Raw genomic sequence first — 23,908 nt, 5'->3', positions numbered from 1 at the left:
AACTTTTACATGTTACAATATTTTTTGTAAAAATTCTTGTGCACGTTTACTTTTTGGTTCTGAAAAAAACTGTTCTGGGCTTGCATCTTCAACAAGCTTTCCACCATCTAAAAAGAGCAAACGATCAGCTACTTCTTTTGCAAATCCCATTTCATGCGTTACAATAGCCATCGTCATTCCTGTAGTTACTAAAGATTTCATTACTTCCAATACTTCTTTTACCATTTCAGGATCAAGTGCCGATGTCGGTTCATCAAAAAGCATAACTTCCGGTTCCATCGCCAAAGCTCTGGCAATTGCTACACGCTGCTTTTGCCCTCCTGAAAGACGGTTTGGATACGCGTCCTTTTTCTCGAGTAATCCTACTTTTTCAAGGAGTTCCTTCGCTTTTTTCTCCGCTTCTTGTTTTGCCACTCCTTTTACATTTACCGGTGCATACGTAATATTTTCTAAAACTGTCATGTGAGGGAATAGGTGAAAATGTTGAAACACCATTCCAACATTTTCACGAACGCTCATAATGTTTGTTTTTGGATTCGTTACTTCTTCATTTCCAATCCAAATGTTACCACTTGAGGGCGTTTCTAATACATTCATACAACGTAAAAATGTTGATTTCCCCGATCCAGATGGTCCAACAATCGCAACAACTTCTCCCTTTTCAATTGTTGTTGTAATGCCTTTTAATACTTCATTTTGTCCAAATGATTTATGAAGGTTTTCAATTTTAATCACTTTTCTTCATTCTCCCTTCAATCGCCTTCCCAACAAATGTAAGAATAATTACTAATATATAATAAACAAGTCCGACAAATAATAGCGGTTCAAGATATTTAAACGTTTCACCGCCTACAATATAAGCACGACGCATTAAGTCTGTAGCACCAATTACTGTCACTACAGCCGATTCTTTCGTAAGTGTTGCAAATTCATTCACAAGCGCTGGTAATATATTTTTTAGTGCTTGTGGCAAAATAATATTTCTCATCATTTTTCCATATGGAACACCTAATGCCATCGCAGCTTCTGTCTGTCCTTTATCAACAGCTTGAATACCTGCACGAATGATCTCTGACATATATGCACCCGAATTTAAACTAAATGCAAGTACTGCTGCTAAAAATGCAGGTATATCATATCCAATCATTTGCGGAACACCGAAATAAATAATCATTAATTGCAAGACGAGCGGTGTCCCACGAAATATCGATGTATATAAATCAGCGGCGATATTTAATACTTTTATTCTAGCAATTTTGCAAAGTGCTAATAACGTTCCTAATATAAAACCAGCTAAAGCAGATACTGCTACAATTTTCAGGGTAACTTCTAGGCCCTTTAATATATATGGTATCGACGGAGTAATTGCCGAAAAATCTAAGTTCATTTGTTGTCCTTCCTCTCACAGAAAACAGAAAGGCAGCTTACTTTCCGCTGCCAAACCATTTCTTCACTAATTTATCCATTTCACCATTCTCTTGCATTTTCTTGATTACTTTATTAAACTCCGCTGTTTTATCACTATTTTTCGGAAGAGCGATTGCTGCCCCTACCTCTTCTGGTGCTTCCGGAATTTCAATTCCTTGTAAATCTTTCATTTTTTCTAAATAATTTTTAGCAACTGTATCTTCTAAAATAGCAGCATCAAAACGTCCAGCTTGAATTTCTTGCACGATTTCTGGGATACGGTCACGACCTTGCGCCTCGAATTTCACTTGTTTTTGGAAGTCCTCTGCTTTTTCCTCTTGAATAGAACCTGTCTGTACTCCTACTTTTTTATCTTTTAAATCTTGTAATGATTGGATACCAGAATCCTTTTTCGAAACGATCAGATTTTTAGCAACAAAATATATATCTGTAAAATCCGCATTCTTCTTACGATCTGGAGTTGGTGTCATACCTGCCATTACAAAATCAACTTTTCCTGAGTTAAGAGATGCTAATAATCCTCCAAAATCCATATCTTTTATTTTCACTTCATAACCAAGTTCTTTTCCAATATACTTTGCAATATCTACATCAAAACCGATAATTTCATCACTCTTTGAAGCTTCTACATATTCATAAGGCTTATAGTCTGCTGAAGTTCCCATAATAAGTACTTTCTTATTTGTGTTCGCTTCTTTTGTTTCTCCCTTACTACAAGCACTAAACATACTTACGATTAAAATAAGTGCAAATGAAAGTGATAATAACTTTTTCATATTCCTTCCCCCTAATAATGTATATTTAAAAGTTTTATAGAATTTCTATTCGATGTTTGTATTGTATCAGCGTTTTTATTTTTATGCAATAATTAAAATAAAAATAAATATTTTTTTATTTATAATCTACATTCGACATGTTTTTTATGTATAAAATATTGCATAATACATGTTTTTCATGTATATCCTCTTTCATGATATGCAAGTAAGAATAAAGAAATTCAAATTCTATTAACCATTAAAGTAAAATTTTCTATATAAATCTAAATACAAAAACCCTTTCTTTTTGTGGGAAAGAGGATCCAGTCATGCATAGAAGCGTTCAGATACTCTTCTACCCCATGCCAAGTAAAAATAGAGAGAGGAAATCCTCTTTTATTTTTCATAGCATCAACTTATATGTCAAAAAATTAAAATGGATATATGTCCTTTCAATACTATGAAGTGTCCAAATTTATCCACTACCTATCTTTCTCGTTTCCCTCTACATCAGCAAGATACAAAAAAAACGGTACAGACACATCAGTGTCTGTACCGTTTTTTTGTTCTATTAAACCTCTTCACAATTCTCTTCAAAATACGATTGTAATTTTGCAATAACTTGCATTGGGTCATGTCCTTCAATTTCATGACGTTCAACCATCGTTACAATCTTTCCATCTTTTAATAATGCGAACGATGGAGAAGATGGTGGATATCCTTCAAAATATTCACGTGCGCGAGCTGTCGCCTCTTTATCTTGTCCTGCAAATACTGTAACAAGGTAATCTGGGCGTTTATCATAATGTACAGAGTGCGCAGCAGCAGGACGAGCAATACCACCTGCACAACCACATACTGAGTTTACCATTACAAGTGTTGTGCCATCTTTCTTGAATGCTTCCTCCACTGCTTCTGGTGTTGTTAATTCTGTATAACCGGCAGCTACGATTTCCTCACGTGCCTGACGAACCACGTCATTCATAAAAAAGTTAAAGTTAATCAAGGGTTTCCCTCCTCTAGATCTATCTATTTGTATCTTACCAGTATCCGTTTCAGAAATACAAGTAAACTTACTTGCATAAGAGAAAACACGTCTTAGAGCAAATTCTAAGACGTGTTTTCTTAATGACCACGATGTTTTTTCTTTGCTTTTTGCACTTTTATAAAACGTTTTCTCCTCTTTTCTGCTTCACGTTGTTCCTTAAAATGCACTCGTTTTTCTTGTTTATGCAATTCATAAGATAAACTAATTGCTTCTTGAGCTTTCGTAAAACACCTTGTATGCATTTCTTTTGCTGCTTCTCTTATAATACGTTTTATACTTTTCGGACGTTTTTTCTCTTTCACTTGAATACCGCATCTGGCAAAATAATTAAAATATGTTAGCATCGTATTATTTACAAATAAAAGTATCTCTTCGTCCGATGGCTCAGCACCAAAAATATACTTTGCTGCGTATAAAGTTCCTTTATGTGTATTCTCAATCATTCCCACAAAAAATTGACCATCGTGATATACTGTCAATTCCATCGACAGCCCCTCCTTAGAAAAAATTAGAAATACTGGACATCCCGGAGGGGAAGGTTACTGGCATACTAGTATGCGTCTGGACTACCAACCAGAACTGTGTTTTTGTATCTCTATATCCATTATATCGTATTTCTACTTCCTTTTTCTATCTTCTCATATGCTTCAATCATTTTTTTATGTGATCCTACAATATAATCCGGTAGTTCTGTTATTGAAAAGAATTTGAGCTGGACTGCTTCTTCTTTATTCACAGATAGTGCTCCTTCATACTCATTTGTATAATAAGCAGTCGTCACAGATTGAAACTCATCGCCGTTCGCTAATTTTGTAAAGTAATTTGCACCAGAAAATACATTAATGAGCTTTAAATTCTTCACATGAATCCCTGCTTCTTCATACACTTCGCGGTAAGCTGTTTCTTCTGGTGATTCGCCAAGTTCCATTAAGCCGCCAAGCAAACCCCATTTCCCATACGGTTCTGTTCGTTGTTGCAGCAAAACATGTCCATCTTCATTCAATACGAGAACAACAGCACCAACCAAAATTAAAGGGCGATGACCAACTACTTTTCGTAATTCTTCTACATATCCCATCGAAACAAACCCTTCTTTTTTTATTTCGTTGTCCACACTATTGTATCATATGCAAGAAATGGTAAAATGCGTTTATTATTTACTTTTTTAATAGATTCATTTGGTATAATGCTGGAGCTAAACCTTTCTACGCATGGTCGGATGCCCTCTCCTACCTAACAATCGATTTTTCAGCTTTTTTGTCTATGAATCGGATTTAACCAACTGAGAACATATACTTTTTATACGTTTTTCGTACCGACAATACAAGCCCCATCATCATCATATTGGAAAACAAAGAACTTCCTCCATATGATAAAAACGGAAGCGCAATCCCTTTTACTGGCATTAATCCAACAATCATACCAACGTTTTGGAAGATTTGGAGTGTCAAAACACCAATTACACCCGCACATAACAATGTACCAAACAAGTTATCTGCTGAATACCCAATTATAATTGTACGATATAAAAGAAGAAGAAACATAAATACGATAAAAGCAGCTATTAAAAATCCACCTTCTTCAGCAATCGTAGCGAAAATAAAATCCGTATGTTTTTCCGGGATATAGACGTTTCCATATCCAAACCCTTTTCCATCCATTCCCCCACTACCTACTGCTAAAATAGATTGCTGGGTTTGGTACCCTTGATCTGCATGTTCAAATGGATCTAACCAACCTAAAATACGTGATTGTTGATGTGGCTTTAACAGAGTAACTAACTTGTTAAAAAATATGTCTGGATATTTTACATATATAAAGATTAGCGTAGATAATACCGTCACGGGAATGACTGTACATAATGCGATTAATTTCTTTTGAATACCTGACATAAACAAAATACATGCAATTCCTGCAGCGTATAAGAAAACCATCCCTGTATCAGGCTGGCTATATACAAGTAACGCTGGTGGAATCGACACTAAAATAATTTTACCTATTAAGATTAAATCGGTTTGAAATGTTCGTATCATATATTTTTCATTATGTTTCACTGCTAAACTTGCAATTAAAATAAGCAATGCAATTTTAAAAAACTCCGATGGCTGGATTGCCCCAAGAACTGGGACCCTAAACCATCTTTTTGCCCCTAATATTTCAGGCGTTAGCGCTTTAAACGGCGAGATTTTAAGTATTATAATTGAAGCAAATCCAACAATATAAAATGGCCACGCTAATTTTTGCAATTGATCTAAATCAATACTTGCAACAAGTAGTAATAACACAATACCAATTACATAATTAATCCCCTGTTTCATTGCAAAGTTTGAATCTCCGTATTGCCCAGTTTGTTGACTACTGTATATGGCAACTATACTCGTGACGCATAATATACATAGAATCAAAATTAACTTAACATCTAAACTCTTTAGAAACTCTGTACTTCTCTTCATGACATCCTCCTGAAACATTATTACGACAAAATAAAAAACCAGGAGTCAATATTCTTTATGTTTTGACGACTGATTGCACATTAATCGATAAAATACTTATATAGAATAACTTTCTTTTTCAAACAATACAATACATTATACTGCAGTTTCATCAGTAAGATTTGCCAAAAAAGCATTCTTTTCTTATTGTATATCCATATACAATATAGCAGCAATGTATTTTTATAAGTTCATAATACATTGTAGTCCATTGTCAGATTACTGAAAAATATTTTATTGAGGGAAATAGCGGAGAGAACTGGTCTTTTAGAGAATATAAAAAAGCTCGCAAACGCGAGCTTTTTTATTAATATACAGATGTATTATCCGCTGATACATTTTCAAGAATTTCTTTTACACGTCCTAAGAACTTACCACAAATTAAGCCATCCAATACACGATGATCTAATGATAAACATAAGTTAACCATATCGCGTGCACCAAACATACCGTTATCCATAATCACCGGACGCTTTACAATAGATTCTACTTGTAAAATAGCTGCTTGTGGATGGTTAATAATACCCATCGATTGAACTGAACCAAATGATCCTGTGTTATTAATTGTGAATGTACCGCCCTGCATTTCGTCCGCTTTTAATGATTTCGTGCGTACTTTCCCTGCAAGTTCTGTAATTTCACGAGCGATACCTTTAATTGTTTTCTCGTCCGCTTGTTTAATAACTGGTACAAATAATTCACTTTCTGTTGCAACAGCGATAGAAAGGTTAATATCTTTTTTCTGAACGATTTTATCGCCAGCCCACATTGAGTTAATTTGTGGATATTCTTTTAAGGCTTGTGCAACTGCTTTTACGAAGAATGCAAAGAACGTTAAGTTGAAGCCTTCACGTTTTTTGAACTCACCCTTAATTGAATTACGGTATGATACAAGGTTTGTTACATCTACTTCAATCATCATCCATGCATGTGGTGCTTCATGTTTACTACGCAGCATATTTGCAGCGATTGCTTTACGCACACCAGTCACTGGAATTTCGATATCTCCAGGTACAGTCGGTACAGACACTGGTTTTGCCGCTTCTGCTTTTTGTGCTACCGGTGCTGTCGTAACTGATTTTGGTGCTTCCTGCATTGTTGGTACAGAAACAGGTGCTTCTTCTTTCTTTGCACCAACTACGGGGATATTGCCAGAATCAACTAGCTTTAAAATATCTTTACGCGTAATACGGCCATTTGTCCCCGTACCTTCTACTGCATCTAAATCAATATTATGTTCACCAGCAAGCTTTAATACAGCTGGTGAGAAACGTGGTTTACCATCAGTTGGTTGCTTCACTTTTGGTGCTTTTTCAGCTGGAGCAGTTTCTGCTTTTGGCTCCTCTTTTATTTTCTCTTCTACAGCTGTCGCAGCTACTTCATCTGCGCCCTCTACTTGGATTACACAAACAACTTCACCTACTGCAAGTGTATCACCTTCACCAGCGATTAACTCTTTCACAATTCCTGTGAAAGAAGATGGTACTTCTGCATTTACCTTATCTGTCATTACTTCTGCAAGCGGATCATATTTATTTACGTGATCGCCAACATTTACGAGCCATTTACTAATTGTACCTTCTGTAACGCTCTCCCCGAGCTGAGGCATTGTAATATTTTCTACAGCCATGTATAGTCCCCCCGATTAAAATTCCGCAAGTTCACGCATTGCTTTTTCAACTTTATCTGGATTTACCATAAAGAATTTTTCCATTGTTGGTGCATATGGCATTGCTGGAACGTCTGGACCTGCAAGACGTGCAATTGGTGCATCAAGGTCAAATAAGCAGTTTTCTGCAATAATTGCTGCTACTTCACTCATAATGCTTCCTTCTTTATTATCTTCTGTTACAAGAAGAACTTTACCTGTTTTAGAAGCTGCTTCAATAATTGCTTCTTTATCTAATGGATATACAGTACGTAAATCAAGAATGTGAGCAGATATGCCATCCTTCGCTAATTTTTCAGCAGCTTGAAGAGCAAAGTGAACACATAATCCGTATGTGATAACAGTAATATCATCACCTTCACGTTTTACATCTGCTTTTCCAATTGGTAATACGTAATCATCTTCTGGCACTTCGCCTTTAATTAAACGATATGCACGTTTATGTTCAAAGAATAATACTGGATCTTCATCACGGATTGCCGCTTTTAATAATCCTTTTGCATCATATGGTGTAGAAGGAATAACAATTTTTAAACCTGGTTGATTTGCGAACATTGCTTCCACAGACTGCGAATGATACAACGCACCGTGAACACCGCCACCAAATGGTGCACGCACAGTGATTGGACAAGTCCAGTCATTGTTAGAACGATAACGAATTTTTGCTGCCTCAGAAACAATTTGGTTTACTGCCGGCATAATAAAATCAGCAAATTGCATTTCAGCAATTGGACGCATTCCATACATCGCAGCCCCGATTGCTACCCCTGCAATTGCAGATTCTGCAAGCGGTGTATCAAGCGCACGATCCTCACCAAATTGATCATACAATCCATTTGTCGCTTTAAATACGCCACCTTTTTTACCAACATCTTCTCCTAATACAAATACTTTCTCATCGCGTTCCATTTCCTCGCGCATCGCTAATGTAATTGCGTCAATATAAGACATTACAGCCATGAAACGTTCCCCCCTATTCTGCGTATACGTGCTTCAATGCATCTTCAGGTGCTGCATACGGAGCATTTTCTGCATATTCTGTTGCTTCGTTTACGATATGCATAATTTCGTCTAACATTTGTTTTTCAGATTCCTCTGTTAACACGCCAACCTCTTTTAAGTAAGCAGCAAATGTAAAGATCGAATCTTTTTTCTTCGCTTCTTCTACTTCTTCTTTATCACGATAGACACGATCATCATCGTCACTAGAGTGTGCTGTTAAACGGTACGACACTGTTTCAATTAAAGTTGGACCTTCTCCGCGGCGTCCACGGTCTGCTGCTTCTTTTACAGCTTTATATACTGCAAGTGGATCATTTCCATCTACTGTATACCCTGGCATACCATAACCAATCGCACGATCTGATACATTTTTACATGCTAATTGTTTTTCAACAGGGATAGAAATTGCATATTTGTTATTCTCACACATAAAAATAACAGGCAATTTGTGTACACCAGCAAAGTTTGCACCTTCGTGGAAGTCACCTTGGTTAGAAGAGCCTTCACCAAATGTTACAAACGTTACTAAATCTTTCTTTTCCATCTTTCCTGCTAATGCAATACCTACTGCATGAGGCACTTGCGTTGTAACTGGTGATGAACCTGTCACAATACGGTTTTTCTTCTGACCGAAGTGACCTGGCATTTGACGTCCACCAGAGTTCGGATCGCCTGCTTTTGCAAAACCAGATAGCATAAGCTCTTTTGCTGTCATACCAAATGCTAGTACAACACCCATATCACGGTAGTATGGTAATGCATAGTCTTTTTCACGATCAAGTGCAAACGCTGCGCCTACTTGTGCAGCCTCTTGTCCTTGACAAGAAATTACGAATGGAATTTTTCCTGCACGGTTTAATAACCACATACGTTCGTCGATTTTACGCGCAAGCAACATTGTTCGATACATTTCTAATACTTGCTCATCACTTAAGCCAAGTTCTTCATGGCGCTTTTCTTTTACTTCTGCCATTTTCATAACCTCCTAAATCCACATTTTTATGCGTGTAACGCTTTTCCATCTACTGCTAATGCAGCTTCACCGATTGCTTCAGATAAGGATGGATGCGGATGAATTGTATGTGCAACTTCCCAAGGTGTTGCATCAAGGACTCTTGCAAGACCCGCTTCAGAAATCATATCCGTTACATGTGGGCCGATCATATGAACACCAAGAATATCATTTGTTTCTTCATCAACTACAAGTTTCACAAAGCCATCTGATTCTCCGTATACAAGCGCTTTTCCGATTGCACGGAATGAGAACTTACCTACTTTTAATTTATAGCCTTTTTCTTTTGCTTCTTGCTCAGTTAAACCAACAGAAGCAACTTCTGGACTACTGTATACGCATTTCGATACCATTGAGTAATCAATTGGCATAACTTCTTTGCCCGCAATATGTTCTACAGCTACAATACCTTCATGAGAAGCAACGTGAGCAAGTTGTAAGCCACCAATTACATCACCAATTGCGTAAATATGTGATTCTTTCGTTTGATAAAATTCATTTGTTTGAATGTATCCTTTTTCCACAATGATATCTGTATTCTCTAAACCGATATTTTGCGTATTCGCCTGTCTTCCTACAGATACAAGCATTTTTTCTGCTTTGAATTCTTTATTTTCACCATTGTGTTCGGCTTGAATTAATACACCATTATCTTTTACTAATGTTTCTGGTAATACTTTTGCACCTGTCACCACTTTAATACCTTTTTTCTTTAATAGACGCTGCATTTCTTTCGAAACATCTTGATCTTCAAGCGGCAGGACATGTTTTGCGTACTCTAATACAGTAACTTCTACACCGAAGTCAGCAAGCATAGATGCCCATTCAATTCCAATTACCCCGCCACCGACGATAATAATTGATTCCGGAAGCGTTTCCATTTTTAGGGCATGATCCGATGACATCACGTACTCACCATCTAATTCTAATCCTGGTAATGAATTTGGACGAGACCCAGTTGCAATCAGAACATTTTTTGGAATCAACATTTCATTCTCTTCACCATTTGCAAATTCAACTGAAATTGTTCCTGGCATTGGAGAGAAGATTGAAGGTCCAAGAATTCGGCCGATACCTTCAAACACATCAATTTTACCTTGCTTCATTAAATGTTGAACGCCTTTGTGAAGCTGCGTTACAATCTTTTCTTTACGCTCTTGCACTTTTGCAAAGTTTAATTCCACATTGCTCGTTACCACACCGAATTCTTCACTCTTTTTCGCAGTTGCATATACTTCAGCACTACGTAGCAATGCTTTACTAGGAATACAACCTTTATGCAGGCAAGTACCACCAAGATTATCTTTTTCAACAAGTGCTGTTTTTAGCCCTAATTGTGATGCACGAATAGCGGCAACATATCCACCAGTACCGCCGCCAACGATGACTAAATCATATTCTTTTGCCATTATCTCAACCCCTAGCTACCGTTTCTTTTTCTCGTACAACATACTCTTTTGGATCTTCTTCTTCACGTAATACGCGAAGTGCTCCCTCTGCTAATGCTTGTAATTCATCTTCTCCAGGATGTACAATCACATCTGCAATCCAATGAACACGATCTTTAATCTCATCAACAAGAATTTTGCTGTATGCAAGTCCTCCAGTTAAAACGATTGCATCGATTTTCCCATGAAGCACCGCGCTAGCTCCACCAATTTCTTTCGCCACTTGATACGCCATTGCTTTATAAATGAGAGTTGCCTCAGGGTCACCTTTTTCGACCATGTTTTCAACTTTAATTGCATCGTTTGTACCAATCAAGCTCACTAATCCGCCTTGCCCAACAATCTTTTTCATCATTTCATCGCGGTAATAGTCACCAGAGAAACACATTTCTATTAACTGACCAACCGGCACTGTTCCAGCACGCTCTGGACTAAATGGCCCTTCTCCATTTAAGCCATTATTTACATCAATAACTTTCCCTTGCTTATGAGCGCCAACTGTAATTCCACCGCCCATGTGTGCAATTAATAGGTTTAAATCTTCGTATTTACGGCCAAGTTCTTCTGCAACTTTACGCGCCACTGCTTTTTGGTTTAACGCATGAAAAATACTTTTTCTCTCCATGCCAGAAATTCCACTAATGCGAGCGATTGGCTCCATTTCATCAACAACAACTGGATCAACAATGAAAGCTGGAATATTTAACCCAGAAGCAATTTCATACGCCAAAATACCGCCAAGATTTGAAGCGTGATGGCCACTATATCCATTTTTCAAATCTTCCAACATATCTTCATTTACTGTATACGTACCGCCTTCAATCGGACGAAGTAATCCTCCGCGTCCACAAACAGCGTTTAATTTTGAAATATTAATACCATGAGAATGTAGAACCTCTAAAATTGTTTCTTTTCGAAATTCATATTGATCAATAATTCGTTTATATTCCCCGATTTTATCTACATCGTGACGAATTGTTTCTTCTAAAACAGGTCTTTCATTATCAAAAACACCTATTTTTGTAGATGTACTACCAGGATTAATAACAAGGATTCGATTTAAAGACACTGTTGCTACCTCCACCTTTAAAAATTCAAAAGGCAGTGGAGACCTCATAAGAGGTATCCACAGCTTTTGTAGAAGTTGTATATGATAGATTAGCGACGGCTAATAATATCATGTCCGTTGCGTAAGTACGTGCTGCGAGTATTTTTCAAGCTTGCAATACGCTCTTCAGCTAGACGATCTGCTGCAACATAAGTTGGTACACCATCACGTTTTGAAATCTCAATTACTTTTGCAATTGTGTCATAAATTGACTCTACTCGTTTTAATGCACGTTCCCTATTGTATCCATATAATTCATCTGCTACGTTAATTACGCCGCCTGCATTAATTACATAGTCTGGTGCGTATACAATTCCCATTTCATGAACGATGTCACCATGACGATCTTCTTTTAATTGGTTATTTGCAGAACCTGCGATTACTTTCGCTTTAAATTGTGGAATTGTTTCGTCATTTACTGTTGCACCTAATGCACATGGCGCATAAATATCGCATTCTACACCATAAATTTCATTTGGTTCAACTGCTGTTGCACCAAATTCTTCTACCGCGCGTTGTACCGCTTCTTTATTGATATCTGTAACGATTAGTTGTGCTCCTTCAGCGTGTAAATGTTTGCATAAATGATATGCTACGTTACCAACACCTTGAACAGCAATTACTTTACCTTCTAGGCTATCTGTGCCAAATGCTTCTTTTGCTGCTGCTTTCATACCACGATAAACGCCATAAGCAGTTACTGGAGATGGGTTACCAGAAGAACCGAATGAAGGTGAAATACCTGTTACAAAGTCAGTTTCTTCGTGGATAATATCCATATCATCAACAGTTGTACCAACATCTTCTGCAGTAATGTAACGTCCGTTTAATCCTTGAATGTAACGTCCTAGTGCACGGAACATCGCTTCACTTTTATCTTTACGTGGATCACCGATGATAACTGTTTTTGCACCACCTAGATTTAAACCAGCTGCTGCATTTTTATATGTCATCCCTTTTGCAAGGCGCAATGCATCTTCAATCGCCGCTTCTTCAGAATCATATGTCCACATTCTTGTTCCACCAAGAGCTGGTCCAAGTGTTGTATCATGAATTGCAATGATTGCTTTTAATCCAGACTCTTTATCTTGACAAAATACCACTTGCTCATAATCATATTTTTCTAAGTATTCGAAGATTTCTAATGTCATTGTCATTTCCCCCTAATTGTTTTACCCTTTTGGTTTATTTAGAAGCAGTCGCAACTGCTAAAGCTAATGAATATACTTTTGTTTCTGCTGAATCAGCACGAGATGTCAAAACAATCGGTGCTTTTGCGCCAGCAATCATCGCTCCTACATTTGCATTTGCAAAATAGACAAGCGATTTATATAGCACGTTTCCAGCTTCAATCGTTGGGACGAGTAAAATGTCTGCCTTACCTGCTACATCACCTACTATGCCTTTATGCTCTGCTGCAATTTGTGATACAGCATTATCTAAAGCAAGCGGTCCATCAACGATACAATCTTTAATTTGTCCACGACGATTCATTTGTGTTAACATCGCCGCATCGATTGTCGCCTGCATCGCTGGGTTAATAACTTCCACCGCCGCGACTGGAGCCACTTTCGGCAATTCGATTCCTACTGCCCGGGCAACTTCAACAGTATTTTGTATAATAGCAGCTTTTTGCTGTACATCAGGTGCAATGTTCATCGCTGCATCTGTGACAAAAATAAAGCGATCATAATTTGGAACTTCAAACGCTGCAACATGTGATAATACACTACCTTTACGAAGTCCCCACTCTTTATTTAATACTGCTTTTAAAATGTTTGCTGTTGGGATGTTCCCCTTCATAAGTACATCTGCTTCACCATTTCTTACAGCTTTAACAGAAAGTTCCGCGGCCTCAGCATTTGATGATGCCGCAATCACTTGAACATGTTCTGAAACTTGTAAGCCATGCTCTTGTAGCATACCCATAATTTTTTCTTGATTTCCATATAGACGAAATTGAGCTAACTGTAATTGAATAGCTTTCGCTACCGCTTCAATTACTTCATGATCTTCAGCTACTGCTACAGCCACAGTTTTTTTAGGTTGTCCTGCCGCTTGATCAATTAGATGTTTTAACTTCATATTTTGTAACCAACCCTTTCCGTCGTCCCTCGTCTATTTAATAAGCAAATACCGTGCCAACTTTTCAAATTGGTCATACCAATTATGAAAACGCATACAAAATACAGTGAAATCAATACTTTATAAATTTACATAATATTCTGTCTTGATTTGTCGTTTTTTGTATACCATGCAATAAATTGCATGGTGCGCAATTTATTGCATGCTATTTTTTGCATGGTCATACTTTTCTAACTTATAATATAAATTTCGAACTGAAATTCCTAACGCTTTCGCTGTCTTTGTTTTATTCCCATCAAATTTCTCTAAATATTCATGTATGATGTTCCCTTCAAACTCCGTGACTAAATGTTCAAGAGACTTCTCTTCTAACTCTGGCAATAAATTACTTCCTTTTAACTCCACTTGGTCTTCCTTATGCAAAGAAGGCAAATGCTGGACATCCATATACATCTCATTGTAGTTCATAAAAATAATTGCCCGACCCAAAATATTTTCAAGTTCTCTGACATTCCCCGGCCAATCATACGATTGCAAATATTCAATAGCCGATTCCGTTAACCCTTCTACATTCCGGCCATAATCTTGATTGATTTTTTGAATCAATCGTTCTGATATCACTGGAATATCTTCCTTTCGCTGACGAAGAGAAGGAATTTGAATTGGAATTTTATTTAAGCGATAATACAAATCTTCCCGAAATTCACCTTCCAAAATCGCTTTTTCTAAATTCACATGTGTCGCTGCAATAACCCTAACATTGATAGGAATTGGTTTTGTTCCTCCCACTTTCACAATTTCTTTTTCCTGCAAAACACGTAATAGTTTTGCTTGCGTATTAGCAGACAACTCACCAATCTCATCTAAAAAAATACTTCCATTATTCGCTTCTTCAAAGAAACCTCGTTTACCGCCCCTTCTCGCTCCAGAAAAAGCACCTTCTTCGTAACCGAACAATTCGCTTTCTAATAAAGTTTCCGAGATAGCGGCACAATTCACACGCACAAACTTATTATATTTTCGGTTACTTCCATTATGGATAGCATGTGCAAATAACTCTTTTCCAGTCCCTGATTCTCCGCGAAGCAATACTGTTGCTGGTGTATTTGCTCCAAGCTTTGCTTGTTCTATTGCCGCCATCGTTTCATCAGACGTTCCTACGATATCCTCAAAAGAATATTTTGCTTCAAGCGTCCGAATAATTTGTCTTGCCCGATTTAATTCATGTGTTAGCTTCTGAATTTCTGAGACATCACGAATAACACCAACGCTACCTTTCAATATGCCATCCACAATAACCGGTGCAACATTTACAATTACATCACGTTTCTTCTGACCGATTTTCATATGAATTCCTCGTACCGCTCTACGCGTCCGAAGTACTTTCATATGCATACTTTCACCCTCTACAATATCAGTCGTTGCAGGTTTTCCAATTATGTCATCCTCTGTAAGGCCTGTTAACTTCGTATAGGCGGGATTTATAACAAGCCCTCTCCCCTTCTCATCTACAACAGATATCGCTTCCTCAGATGAATGAATAATTGCTTCCAGTAAGGTTTGAATTTCTTTTAGATCCGTAACCTCTTCTGCCAAATCTACAACTTCTGTAATATCTTTAAAAATAGCAAAAGCTCCTTGAACCTCTCCATCTTCTTTTAAAATAGGAATACGAGTTGTAATAATCTTCTTTTCATTCCCTAACGTCAACTCATGATTCACTTCTATTTGTTTCGTTCGTATAATACGAAGTAATTTACTAGTCGGAATTACTTCTAAAATATATTTCCCTACCGCATCTCTAGTTTTATAACCGATTATACGTTCTGCGCTTTTATTAAACAGCTTTACATAACCCTCTGCATCAATAACGATCATTCCGTCATGAGTAGAATTTAAAATCAAATTTCCTTGCTGTGTTTGTTCTTTCAGTTTTTCAATTAAATCCTCTTTCTCATGCGCCAACTTCGTAACGATTTTTGCAATATCTCCTGGTATAAGAAGTGTATTTTCACGCTTTTTTGCTAAAAGAACTTTATGTAAATGATAATCCCCCGTCATATCAAACATTACGTCAATATCAACTTCCAAAAAGGGCTCTATATCTGCTCCAATCGCAATATGTTGTTCCTTTGCAAATTGTAACCCTTTCGCCTTTGGATTTATATCGATCATCCCTATAATTTCAAATATATTTGAAGTCTGTAGCAAGCTCAGAATCGTACTTCCACCTTCGCCTGCTCCAATAATTAACACTTTTTGTTTCACACATTCCACTTCCCCTCGAAGTATCTCTGCAAAATTTTTCACACCTTTATCTTACTCGTTCAGCAACTACTTGACAAATCCCCTTTCGATATAACATCATTTAATATATACGAAATTATCTGAAAAGGAGCGTTACCTATGCAGCGTTACCTTGCTCTTCTATTAGCACTCATTCCTATTTCCTTGGCAGTGCTAGGTATAAAATTAATGCGAGATACTGTATTCGGTATTCTTTTATCTCCAATTCCTGCACTATGGTTACAATTTTTAATGGGTATATTCTGCTTTGCAATTGGTTTTTATATCTTCGGTGGATTCGTTTTATACCGCGATCGTAAACGGAACAAAGTACAAGCTCGTTTTCGAAGATAGGTGAACATAAAAAAATGAGACCTTTTCTAATAAAAGGTCTCATTTTTTTACTGGCAATAACGCTCTAGCCGTTTCTGGATAATCTGTAATAATCGCAGAAATGTTCATATCAAAATATTTCCGCATAACTGTTTCATCATTTATTGTATAAGGACGAACCTCTATCCCACTATCCATTGTTAATTCAGCAATCGCATCTTGGAGATAGCGATGATTCGGATGAATAGCAGTAGCTCCCATTTTTTTTGCATACGCCCATGGACTATGTAAACCTTCTCGGTATAAAATAGCCGTTTGAATATCCTGAGCCATCATATGACATTTTTTCATACTGTAATGATTAAAAGACGAAAAAACGGTCCTCTCTTCTAAATTAAATTTTCGTATAAGTGTTATAACCTCTTCTTCTAAACCACGATACGGAATTTTATTATTTTTAAATTCAATATTCAGAAGTAATCGATTAGATTGCAACCACCCTAATACTTCTTCTAATAAAGGAATCGGACAAAAACCTACCTTTTCCGAAAACTTGTGACTCGCATCCAATTTTCGCAAATCTTCATATAAGTAATTACGAACAGCTCCCTTTCCATTCGTTGTTCGATCGACCGTTTCATCATGAATTACAACAACTTTTCCATCCTTCGTAAATTGCACATCTAATTCTATTCCATCTGCCCGAAACGATTCCGCAGCTTCAAATGAAATCATTGTATTTTCTGGATACGTCCCCGCCGCACCGCGGTGCGCAAATATATGAGTCATCCTCACTCCTCCAATCTATGCTATACTATACGAAAAAGGAGGTACTTCTATGAAACCATTACAAATTTCTCCAGAAACGGCAATCCGTCTATCAAAAGCTCTCGGTGTTCCACTTGAGCAAATCATGCATATGCCGCAGCACATTTTAGTTCAAAAGTTAGTTGAATTAGAAAAACAAAATAAAGATGAAGAGTAATAGTCCTGTTTTTTTACAGGGCTTTTATTAGCTCTCTTTACTATATTTTCATCTCATACATCATAATATCACAAGCGGTTTCGTACATAAACCTAAGAAACATATGTGTAACAGAAGTAAATTTCAATAAATTAAATTTCTTCACCCTTTATTCGTCTTCATTATTCAAGCTTCTACTGACACCTACTTACTTTTGTTAAACTTTACGGCAAGGAATCTACTAACTAAAACAAGAAGAAGAGATATCAGACAACATCTCTCCTCCTTGTCTATTTCTTTATTCATAATAAGTTATGCGATTATTATTTGCCTTCTTTATGGTTTATAGATGTTTTGTTATGTTCCGTTTTCACCCATGTATGTTGTTGTTTCCACTTAATTAACCCCATAATTTGGGCATATATAAACGTGTATGCATAATAGAAAGTTGAGAAACTCATCTGAAGCAATTTATATTTCCGATTTGTATCTACCTTAACTGCATAATACATACAAACAACAAATTGATAAGTAAATAGTACCAAAGAAATAATACTGGCTCCCAAAATCAGCGCTACAAGTCGTTTCCCTATACCCGGAATATCCTGATATGATTTCGTCACAATCACATAGCCAATAGCAATTAAAATTCCCATTAAAGTTATCATCATTTGAACTGCACGTGTCATACCAAATAAGTAAAATAACTGGTCAATAATTTTCATCTTACCTTTTTCAGTAAATAATTTTTTCATCATCGGTTTAAAGTTCGTAAACGCTACATACCAATGCCCCTGTGACCAACGTGTGCGTTGCTTGATACTTACTTTAAAATTATCCGGTTTTTCATCATATACACGAACAAAATGATTCCATAGTACCCTTCCGTCATCTTTAACAATTTCCATTTCTAACTCTAAATCCTCTGTTAAAGAATCAAAACAAAAACCTCCATGTTTCATAAGGTACTCCATTTTAACAATAAATCCAGTTCCACCAATAGCATTCGGTAACCCAACACGATATTTCGCCAACTGAAAGAAACGATTTGTTAAATAATAACTCATAGCATATCCAAGGGACAAATTAGTCGCCGAATTTTTGGAATCTAAATAAATTTGAATCGCTTCTGGTTTTTCCTTTGCAATGTACTGAGAATTTAATTCTTGTAAAACATTAGAATCAATGTGATTATCGGCATCGAGAATCATTAAACAATCATATTTTCGTGTTAACTCTTCAAACCCTAAATAACGTAATGCATATTGTAATCCTGCTGGCTTACCGACTCCCTCGCGTGTAAATAACTGTTCACTTGTATTTATATATTGCATTCCTTTTTCTTCACAAATGGCACCTGTTCTATCAGAACTATTATCATTTACAACATAAATGTCATATAAATCGTCACGATATTTAATTTTTTTCAAATTGTCAATAGTCGAGCCAATTACCTTCTCCTCATTATGCGCTGCTACTAAGATTAAAAACTTTGTCTTATCTTCGACTAATTCATAATCCCGTTTTGCTCTAGTAAAACCAAAAAAAGATAAAATTACATAATATAGAGTATTAACGTTAACATATAAAGTAATTAAAAAAAATATACCCAATAACACCGTTACTACTTTGCTGCCCACGAATTCCATTTTGATCCTCCTACAGTTCTCATTTTAATTGAATATTCAGTCATTTGAGAGCAAAATAACAAATTATATACAATATTCAACCCAATTTTTAATATGCAAGAATAACTGTAACTATATAAAGGAAGAAAACTACTCAAATTCAAACAAAAAATACCACCATTCGTTTAATTAAAAAATTAATACAGGACAGTGTTTACCGCATTACATTCAATGTTATTTGTTGGCATAAAAAGAAGTTTAGTGGTAACTTTACATTACCACTAAACACGAAAAAATCCTATAATATTAACCTTTATGATGCCTTATGTTCAAGCCTCAACTTATCCGCAACCATTGCGATAAATTCGGAATTCGTAGGCTTTGCTTTTGACATTGATACAGTATAACCAAATAAGGACGAGATTGAATCAATATTCCCACGACTCCATGCTACTTCAATCGCATGACGGATTGCTCGTTCCACACGGCTCGCTGTCGTGTTATATTTTTTCGCAATATCCGGGTATAAAACTTTTGTAATAGAGCCAAGGAGCTCGATATCGTTATATACCATAGAAATTGCCTCTCGCAAATACATATATCCTTTAATATGAGCTGGTACACCAATTTCGTGAATAATGCTTGTAATACTCGCATCTAGATTCTTCGGTTTTCCATCTACTGTTGTTGCAGATCGGAAAGATGGTAGTGGACGTTTAATCGCAGTATTCACTTTACCGCTCACTTGACGAATATGACTAGTTAAATTTTCCATATCAAATGGCTTTAAGATGAAATAAGAAGCACCTAAATCAACTGCTTTTTTCGTTACATCTTCTTGTCCAAAGGCTGTTAACATGATGACATTTGGCTGCTTTAGTCGTTCAATATGTCGCATTTTCTCTAGTACCGCTAAACCATCTAAATGAGGCATAATAATATCTAAAACGAGTACATCTGGTTGTTTCTCTTTCAGTAAATTTAAACACTCTTGACCATTATAAGCGATTCCAATTACTTCCATATCATCTTGAGCAGCAACATAACTTTCTAACATTGATACGAGTTCCTTATTATCATCCACAAGACACACTTTAATTTTCTCCACAGCTTTTCCTCCCTTACCGAATCGATTCTCCCGACATGTGTAAGCTTCTAGGCTACATGAATTGTTCGACAATTGTGTGAAATTTCCCTTTTAAAGTTTCTTAATTTCCGATAAAATCACAAAAAAATATGTTTATCGTTCATTTATTCTCTTTCTTTACACATTCCATCATAGGATTACAACGAAACGTTCACTCTTTTCTTTTATTTTACAACAAAAAGCAGCTCTTGCGGAGCTTTTACAAAATTTCAACGAATTTCTCAAGAAAAAAGCAAGCTGATGTAAATCAGCTTGCTTTTTTCTCTTGCTCATAAATATTAATTCCTGCTTCATGTAACATCCATTCAATATGGACACCATATCCTGAAGTTGGATCATTAACAAATACATGTGTAACAGCACCAATCATTTTTCCATTTTGAACAATCGGACTACCACTCATCCCTTGAACAATACCACCCGTTTTGGACAAGAGACGTTTATCTGTAACTTTTACAACCATTCCTTTTGTGGCTGGAAACTTTTGTGGTACCGTGCTTACGATCTCAATATCAAATGCCTCTACTTTATCTTGATCGATAACTGTTAATATTTTCGCTGGTCCTTCTTTCACTTGATGCGATAATGCAATCGGCATCGCCTCATCCATTATGCCATTTTTTATACCTGTATTTAACTTACCAAAAATACCAAACGGACTATTTGTTGTAATATTACCAATCACTTCACGATCCGGTGAAAATCTTGCTAATTTCTCTCCTGGATTTCCATGACTACCACGCTCGATGGAAGTAACTGTCGAACGTACAATTTGTCCATCCTCCACTTGAATTGGTTTTTTCGTATCGTTATCAGAAATAACATGACCAAGCGCTCCATATTTCATGGAATCCGTATGAACAAAAGTCATCGTTCCAATACCAGCAGCTGAATCACGAATATATAAACCAATTCGATAAGACGACTCACCATTATCTTTTTCTGGGGTTAATTTTGTGCGAATATACTTACCATCTCGCAATAAGACAAGGTTAAGTGGTTCACCTGTTTTTCCACTATCATGAATGAAAGGTGCCACATCACTCATTCTCTCAATGGTTTTTCCATTAATTTCAGTAATCATATCCCCCACTTGTACACCAGCTACTTCTCCAGGCGATACTTTTCCTTTTTCTGTTTGAATTAAATGATGCCCAACAACGAGTACACCTTTTGTATTCAATTTCACTCCAATTGATTGTCCACCTGGAATTACTTTAAAATCTTTTAATACTTTAACATTTACTTTTTTTACCGGAAAGCCAGCAAGTTGAAATACCATATCCGCTTCACCATTTTGGTGCGAATTTACTACAAGTCCAGAATTCTGTTCTTTATTTGAACTTACCGTAAAAACATTATGATTTGTGGATGAAGCCTGAAAAACCGGAAATGATGCTATTTCTGATTGTTGTCCTTCAAAAATAACGAGTTGCTTTGGGGATGAAATAAACGTACGAAGCGGTTTAAAACATCCGATAAAAATTAATGAAACAAGGAGACAAAGACCTATTATTTTTCGGAATTGCTCTAATTTCAATTCGTTCACTCTCCTCGCTCCTACCCCACATTCAGCCTAACGACTTCATCTTTTAATCTCTCCTTGCAACGCTCTGTTTATAACCGGAAGAATTAAGAAATCATCATTTGAACAAAAAAGCTATCCATTATTGGATAGCCTCTGCTGTCTGTTTAAAATGATGTGCTTGCGTAAGTAACTCTTTTGCATGTTCCGTCGTTAAATCGGTAATTTCCACGCCAGAAATCATTCGAGCAATCTCCGTTACCTTATCCTCTGTACTTAATACAGTAACTGATGTAATCGTCCGATCATTTGCAACTTGTTTGCGGATAAATAAATGCGAATCCGCCATTGACGCTACTTGAGGTAAGTGCGTAATACAAAGTACTTGCGAGTTTACAGATACACGATAAATTTTTTCCGCAATCGCTTGTGCCACTCGACCACTTACGCCTGTATCTACTTCATCAAAAATAACAGATGCAACACCTTGATGCTTAGAAAAAATGCTTTTCAAAGCTAAAATAATGCGGGATAATTCTCCGCCAGAAGCTACTTTTGAAAGTGGTTTTAAAGGTTCACCTGGATTTGTTGAAATATAAAATTCCACATAATCATAGCCATCTACCGTAAGTTTCACTGGCGTTCCATCTACAAGCGGATCATCCATAATTCCAGCTCTTTTCGCAATCCTCACTTCAAATTTTGTTTTTTCCATATACAGTTCTTTTAATTCTTGGTGGATTGCGTTCGTAAGATGATCTGCAAGCTGATGGCGCATATTACTCAACATCGTTGCTTCTTTCAAAATCACGCTTTCTAATTCTTTTAATTTCTTTTTCGTCGTTTCAATATGTACATCTTTATTTTCAATTGTAAAAATTTCCTGCTCTATTTTATCAGCATACACTAAAATCTCTTCTACAGTATTTCCATATTTTCTCTTAAGCATACGAATTTCATTTAAACGCGTTTCAATTTCATCTAAACGATTCGGGTCATACTCCATCATATCTAACTTTTCCCGAAGCTGATAGGCAACCTCTTCTAATAAGTAATAGCTATTCGCAATCGAATCATGATTCTCTTGATACGCCTCATCTAGGTGCGTAATACTCTCCATTTGTCCCATTGCATTTCGTACATGGTCAAGTCCGCTACCATCTTCACTTAATGCACGATATGCATCACCCAGCGCTTTATAAATTTTTTCGAAATTTGAGATTTTTAATCTCTCTTCCGTCAATTCATTTTCTTCATCAGCTTTCAAATCTGCTTTACGAATTTCTTCGTGCTGGAATTGAATTAAATCTAACCGATGGGCCATCTGTTGCTCATTCTCTGTTAAAGATTTCAGTTGTTTTTTTAACTGCTCATACTCACCGTATACATCTTGATATATTTCTAATTGATTCGTAATCCGATCTCCATCGAAATGATCAAGCATAAACAAATGGCGTTCCTCATTCATCAAATCTTGGGTTTCATGCTGTCCATGAATATCGACAAGCGTTTTTCCAATTTCTTTTAATATACTCAATGTAACAAGCTTACCATTTACACGGCATACACTTTTTCCATTCGCAGCAATGTCACGCTTTAAAATGATCATCCCATCTTCAATTTCAATATCCAGCTCTTCAGCCTTCGCAATACACGGATGTCTATCATCCTCTATATAAAATAATCCTTCAATTTCAGCTTTCTCTGTTCCGTATCTAACAAACTCTGCTGAACCACGGCCACCAACAAGTAAGCTAATTGCATCAATAATAATTGATTTCCCAGCACCTGTTTCACCACTCAAAACCGTTAAACCTTTTTGAAAAGAAATATTTAATGACTCAATAATAGCAAAGTTTCTAATCGATAATTCCGATAACAATGCCCCATTCACCTCGTTATAAACTAATCCCCTACTAAGTGCTTTCATTACACACTTTTCACTCAAGTAGTTATTGTATGTATCGTTTACTCTTCT

22 protein-coding genes are annotated in these 23,908 nt (G+C 36.5%); 2 read left to right on the top strand and 20 right to left on the bottom strand.

The features are described from left to right. Positions 1 to 12: 12 nt before the first annotated feature. From HRG09_RS01925 to HRG09_RS01855, 15 genes are all read right to left on the bottom strand, one after another. A complete protein-coding gene (locus HRG09_RS01925; protein ID WP_174099086.1) occupies positions 13 to 735 on the bottom strand; it encodes an amino acid ABC transporter ATP-binding protein in 723 nt (240 codons plus the stop codon). After that, positions 728 to 1,387 carry an amino acid ABC transporter permease gene (locus HRG09_RS01920; protein ID WP_174099085.1) on the bottom strand — a complete coding sequence of 220 codons (660 nt, stop codon included), beginning with the start codon at positions 1,385 to 1,387 and terminating at the stop codon, positions 728 to 730. The genes HRG09_RS01925 and HRG09_RS01920 overlap by 8 nt, the downstream gene beginning before the upstream one ends. A 37-nt stretch (positions 1,388 to 1,424) precedes the next feature. Continuing rightward, a complete protein-coding gene (locus tag HRG09_RS01915) occupies positions 1,425 to 2,204 on the bottom strand; it encodes a transporter substrate-binding domain-containing protein (protein ID WP_174099084.1) in 780 nt (259 codons plus the stop codon). 550 nt (positions 2,205 to 2,754) lie between these two features. Next, positions 2,755 to 3,168: a BrxA/BrxB family bacilliredoxin gene (locus tag HRG09_RS01910; protein ID WP_174099309.1), complete on the bottom strand. Its 414-nt coding sequence runs from the start codon at positions 3,166 to 3,168 to the stop codon at positions 2,755 to 2,757. A gap of 140 nt (positions 3,169 to 3,308) precedes the next feature. Continuing rightward, positions 3,309 to 3,716 carry a YjdF family protein gene (locus tag HRG09_RS01905; RefSeq protein WP_174099083.1) on the bottom strand — a complete coding sequence of 136 codons (408 nt, stop codon included), beginning with the start codon at positions 3,714 to 3,716 and terminating at the stop codon, positions 3,309 to 3,311. 119 nt (positions 3,717 to 3,835) lie between these two features. Continuing rightward, the gene (locus HRG09_RS01900; RefSeq protein WP_217447875.1) at positions 3,836 to 4,309 is read right to left on the bottom strand and encodes an NUDIX hydrolase; all 474 of its coding nucleotides are present in this window, start codon (positions 4,307 to 4,309) and stop codon (positions 3,836 to 3,838) included. Positions 4,310 to 4,505: 196 nt separating this feature from the next. Then, entirely contained in the window at positions 4,506 to 5,684 is a 1,179-nt protein-coding gene (locus tag HRG09_RS01895; protein WP_174099081.1) for an FtsW/RodA/SpoVE family cell cycle protein, read from the bottom strand. A 346-nt stretch (positions 5,685 to 6,030) separates the two neighbouring features. Then, positions 6,031 to 7,353 (bottom strand): dihydrolipoamide acetyltransferase family protein, encoded by a 1,323-nt coding sequence (locus HRG09_RS01890; protein ID WP_174099080.1) that lies wholly within the window; start codon positions 7,351 to 7,353, stop codon positions 6,031 to 6,033. Positions 7,354 to 7,368: 15 nt separating this feature from the next. Further along, positions 7,369 to 8,352: a 3-methyl-2-oxobutanoate dehydrogenase subunit beta gene (gene bfmBAB, locus HRG09_RS01885; RefSeq protein ID WP_016133247.1), complete on the bottom strand. Its 984-nt coding sequence runs from the start codon at positions 8,350 to 8,352 to the stop codon at positions 7,369 to 7,371. Between the two features lie 13 nt (positions 8,353 to 8,365). After that, positions 8,366 to 9,367: a 3-methyl-2-oxobutanoate dehydrogenase subunit alpha gene (gene bfmBAA / locus HRG09_RS01880; RefSeq protein ID WP_017150928.1), complete on the bottom strand. Its 1,002-nt coding sequence runs from the start codon at positions 9,365 to 9,367 to the stop codon at positions 8,366 to 8,368. A 26-nt stretch (positions 9,368 to 9,393) separates the two neighbouring features. Further along, positions 9,394 to 10,815 (bottom strand): dihydrolipoyl dehydrogenase, encoded by a 1,422-nt coding sequence (gene lpdA / locus HRG09_RS01875; RefSeq protein WP_174099079.1) that lies wholly within the window; start codon positions 10,813 to 10,815, stop codon positions 9,394 to 9,396. Between the two features lie 4 nt (positions 10,816 to 10,819). After that, on the bottom strand, positions 10,820 to 11,923 hold the full coding sequence (buk, locus tag HRG09_RS01870) for a butyrate kinase (RefSeq protein ID WP_174099078.1): 1,104 nt from the start codon (positions 11,921 to 11,923) through the stop codon (positions 10,820 to 10,822). 89 nt (positions 11,924 to 12,012) lie between these two features. After that, complete coding sequence (locus HRG09_RS01865) at positions 12,013 to 13,113, bottom strand: leucine dehydrogenase (protein WP_098490145.1); 1,101 nt, start codon at positions 13,111 to 13,113, stop codon at positions 12,013 to 12,015. 34 nt (positions 13,114 to 13,147) lie between these two features. Further along, entirely contained in the window at positions 13,148 to 14,047 is a 900-nt protein-coding gene (yqiS, locus tag HRG09_RS01860; RefSeq protein WP_174099077.1) for a phosphate butyryltransferase, read from the bottom strand. Between the two features lie 195 nt (positions 14,048 to 14,242). Beyond that, positions 14,243 to 16,315: a sigma 54-interacting transcriptional regulator gene (locus tag HRG09_RS01855; protein WP_174099076.1), complete on the bottom strand. Its 2,073-nt coding sequence runs from the start codon at positions 16,313 to 16,315 to the stop codon at positions 14,243 to 14,245. A 138-nt stretch (positions 16,316 to 16,453) separates the two neighbouring features. Here HRG09_RS01855 and HRG09_RS01850 point away from each other — a divergent pair, with 138 nt between their 5' ends. After that, positions 16,454 to 16,687 carry a DUF2627 domain-containing protein gene (locus HRG09_RS01850; protein WP_174099075.1) on the top strand — a complete coding sequence of 78 codons (234 nt, stop codon included), beginning with the start codon at positions 16,454 to 16,456 and terminating at the stop codon, positions 16,685 to 16,687. Between the two features lie 39 nt (positions 16,688 to 16,726). Here the strand turns inward: HRG09_RS01850 and HRG09_RS01845 are convergent, their stop codons facing one another. Next, positions 16,727 to 17,455 carry a glycerophosphodiester phosphodiesterase gene (locus HRG09_RS01845; RefSeq protein ID WP_174099074.1) on the bottom strand — a complete coding sequence of 243 codons (729 nt, stop codon included), beginning with the start codon at positions 17,453 to 17,455 and terminating at the stop codon, positions 16,727 to 16,729. 49 nt (positions 17,456 to 17,504) lie between these two features. Here HRG09_RS01845 and HRG09_RS01840 point away from each other — a divergent pair, with 49 nt between their 5' ends. After that, positions 17,505 to 17,651, top strand: coding sequence for a YycC family protein (locus HRG09_RS01840; RefSeq protein ID WP_174099073.1), 147 nt, complete (start codon positions 17,505 to 17,507; stop codon positions 17,649 to 17,651). A 302-nt stretch (positions 17,652 to 17,953) separates the two neighbouring features. Here the strand turns inward: HRG09_RS01840 and HRG09_RS01835 are convergent, their stop codons facing one another. The 4 genes from HRG09_RS01835 to recN form a co-directional block, all read right to left on the bottom strand. Next, positions 17,954 to 19,279 (bottom strand): glycosyltransferase family 2 protein, encoded by a 1,326-nt coding sequence (locus tag HRG09_RS01835; protein ID WP_174099072.1) that lies wholly within the window; start codon positions 19,277 to 19,279, stop codon positions 17,954 to 17,956. A 292-nt stretch (positions 19,280 to 19,571) separates the two neighbouring features. Continuing rightward, on the bottom strand, positions 19,572 to 20,366 hold the full coding sequence (gene spo0A, locus HRG09_RS01830) for a sporulation transcription factor Spo0A (protein WP_174099071.1): 795 nt from the start codon (positions 20,364 to 20,366) through the stop codon (positions 19,572 to 19,574). Between the two features lie 286 nt (positions 20,367 to 20,652). After that, entirely contained in the window at positions 20,653 to 21,954 is a 1,302-nt protein-coding gene (gene spoIVB, locus HRG09_RS01825) for a SpoIVB peptidase (RefSeq protein ID WP_174099070.1), read from the bottom strand. A gap of 118 nt (positions 21,955 to 22,072) precedes the next feature. After that, entirely contained in the window at positions 22,073 to 23,812 is a 1,740-nt protein-coding gene (gene recN / locus HRG09_RS01820) for a DNA repair protein RecN (protein ID WP_174099308.1), read from the bottom strand. Between the last annotated feature and the right edge of the window lie 96 nt (positions 23,813 to 23,908).

It is taken from the genome of Bacillus sp. Xin1, assembly GCF_013314535.1.
In the GTDB taxonomy this organism is placed as follows: domain Bacteria; phylum Bacillota; class Bacilli; order Bacillales; family Bacillaceae_G; genus Bacillus_A.
The sequence above is the reverse complement of the archived record's forward strand: the minus strand, read 5'-3'. Positions and strand labels throughout refer to the sequence as shown.

Coding starts and splice junctions, on each gene's coding strand:
- HRG09_RS01920 (WP_174099085.1), bottom strand. CDS start 1,387: ATGAACTTAGATTTTTCGGCAATTACTCCGTCGATACCATATATATTA.
- HRG09_RS01915 (WP_174099084.1), bottom strand. CDS start 2,204: ATGAAAAAGTTATTATCACTTTCATTTGCACTTATTTTAATCGTAAGT.
- HRG09_RS01910 (WP_174099309.1), bottom strand. CDS start 3,168: ATGAATGACGTGGTTCGTCAGGCACGTGAGGAAATCGTAGCTGCCGGT.
- HRG09_RS01905 (WP_174099083.1), bottom strand. CDS start 3,716: ATGGAATTGACAGTATATCACGATGGTCAATTTTTTGTGGGAATGATT.
- HRG09_RS01900 (WP_217447875.1), bottom strand. CDS start 4,309: ATGGGATATGTAGAAGAATTACGAAAAGTAGTTGGTCATCGCCCTTTA.
- HRG09_RS01895 (WP_174099081.1), bottom strand. CDS start 5,684: ATGAAGAGAAGTACAGAGTTTCTAAAGAGTTTAGATGTTAAGTTAATT.
- HRG09_RS01890 (WP_174099080.1), bottom strand. CDS start 7,353: ATGGCTGTAGAAAATATTACAATGCCTCAGCTCGGGGAGAGCGTTACA.
- bfmBAB (WP_016133247.1), bottom strand. CDS start 8,352: ATGGCTGTAATGTCTTATATTGACGCAATTACATTAGCGATGCGCGAG.
- bfmBAA (WP_017150928.1), bottom strand. CDS start 9,367: ATGGCAGAAGTAAAAGAAAAGCGCCATGAAGAACTTGGCTTAAGTGAT.
- lpdA (WP_174099079.1), bottom strand. CDS start 10,815: ATGGCAAAAGAATATGATTTAGTCATCGTTGGCGGCGGTACTGGTGGA.
- HRG09_RS01865 (WP_098490145.1), bottom strand. CDS start 13,113: ATGACATTAGAAATCTTCGAATACTTAGAAAAATATGATTATGAGCAA.
- yqiS (WP_174099077.1), bottom strand. CDS start 14,047: ATGAAGTTAAAACATCTAATTGATCAAGCGGCAGGACAACCTAAAAAA.
- HRG09_RS01850 (WP_174099075.1), top strand. CDS start 16,454: ATGCAGCGTTACCTTGCTCTTCTATTAGCACTCATTCCTATTTCCTTG.
- HRG09_RS01845 (WP_174099074.1), bottom strand. CDS start 17,455: ATGACTCATATATTTGCGCACCGCGGTGCGGCGGGGACGTATCCAGAA.
- HRG09_RS01840 (WP_174099073.1), top strand. CDS start 17,505: ATGAAACCATTACAAATTTCTCCAGAAACGGCAATCCGTCTATCAAAA.
- HRG09_RS01835 (WP_174099072.1), bottom strand. CDS start 19,279: ATGGAATTCGTGGGCAGCAAAGTAGTAACGGTGTTATTGGGTATATTT.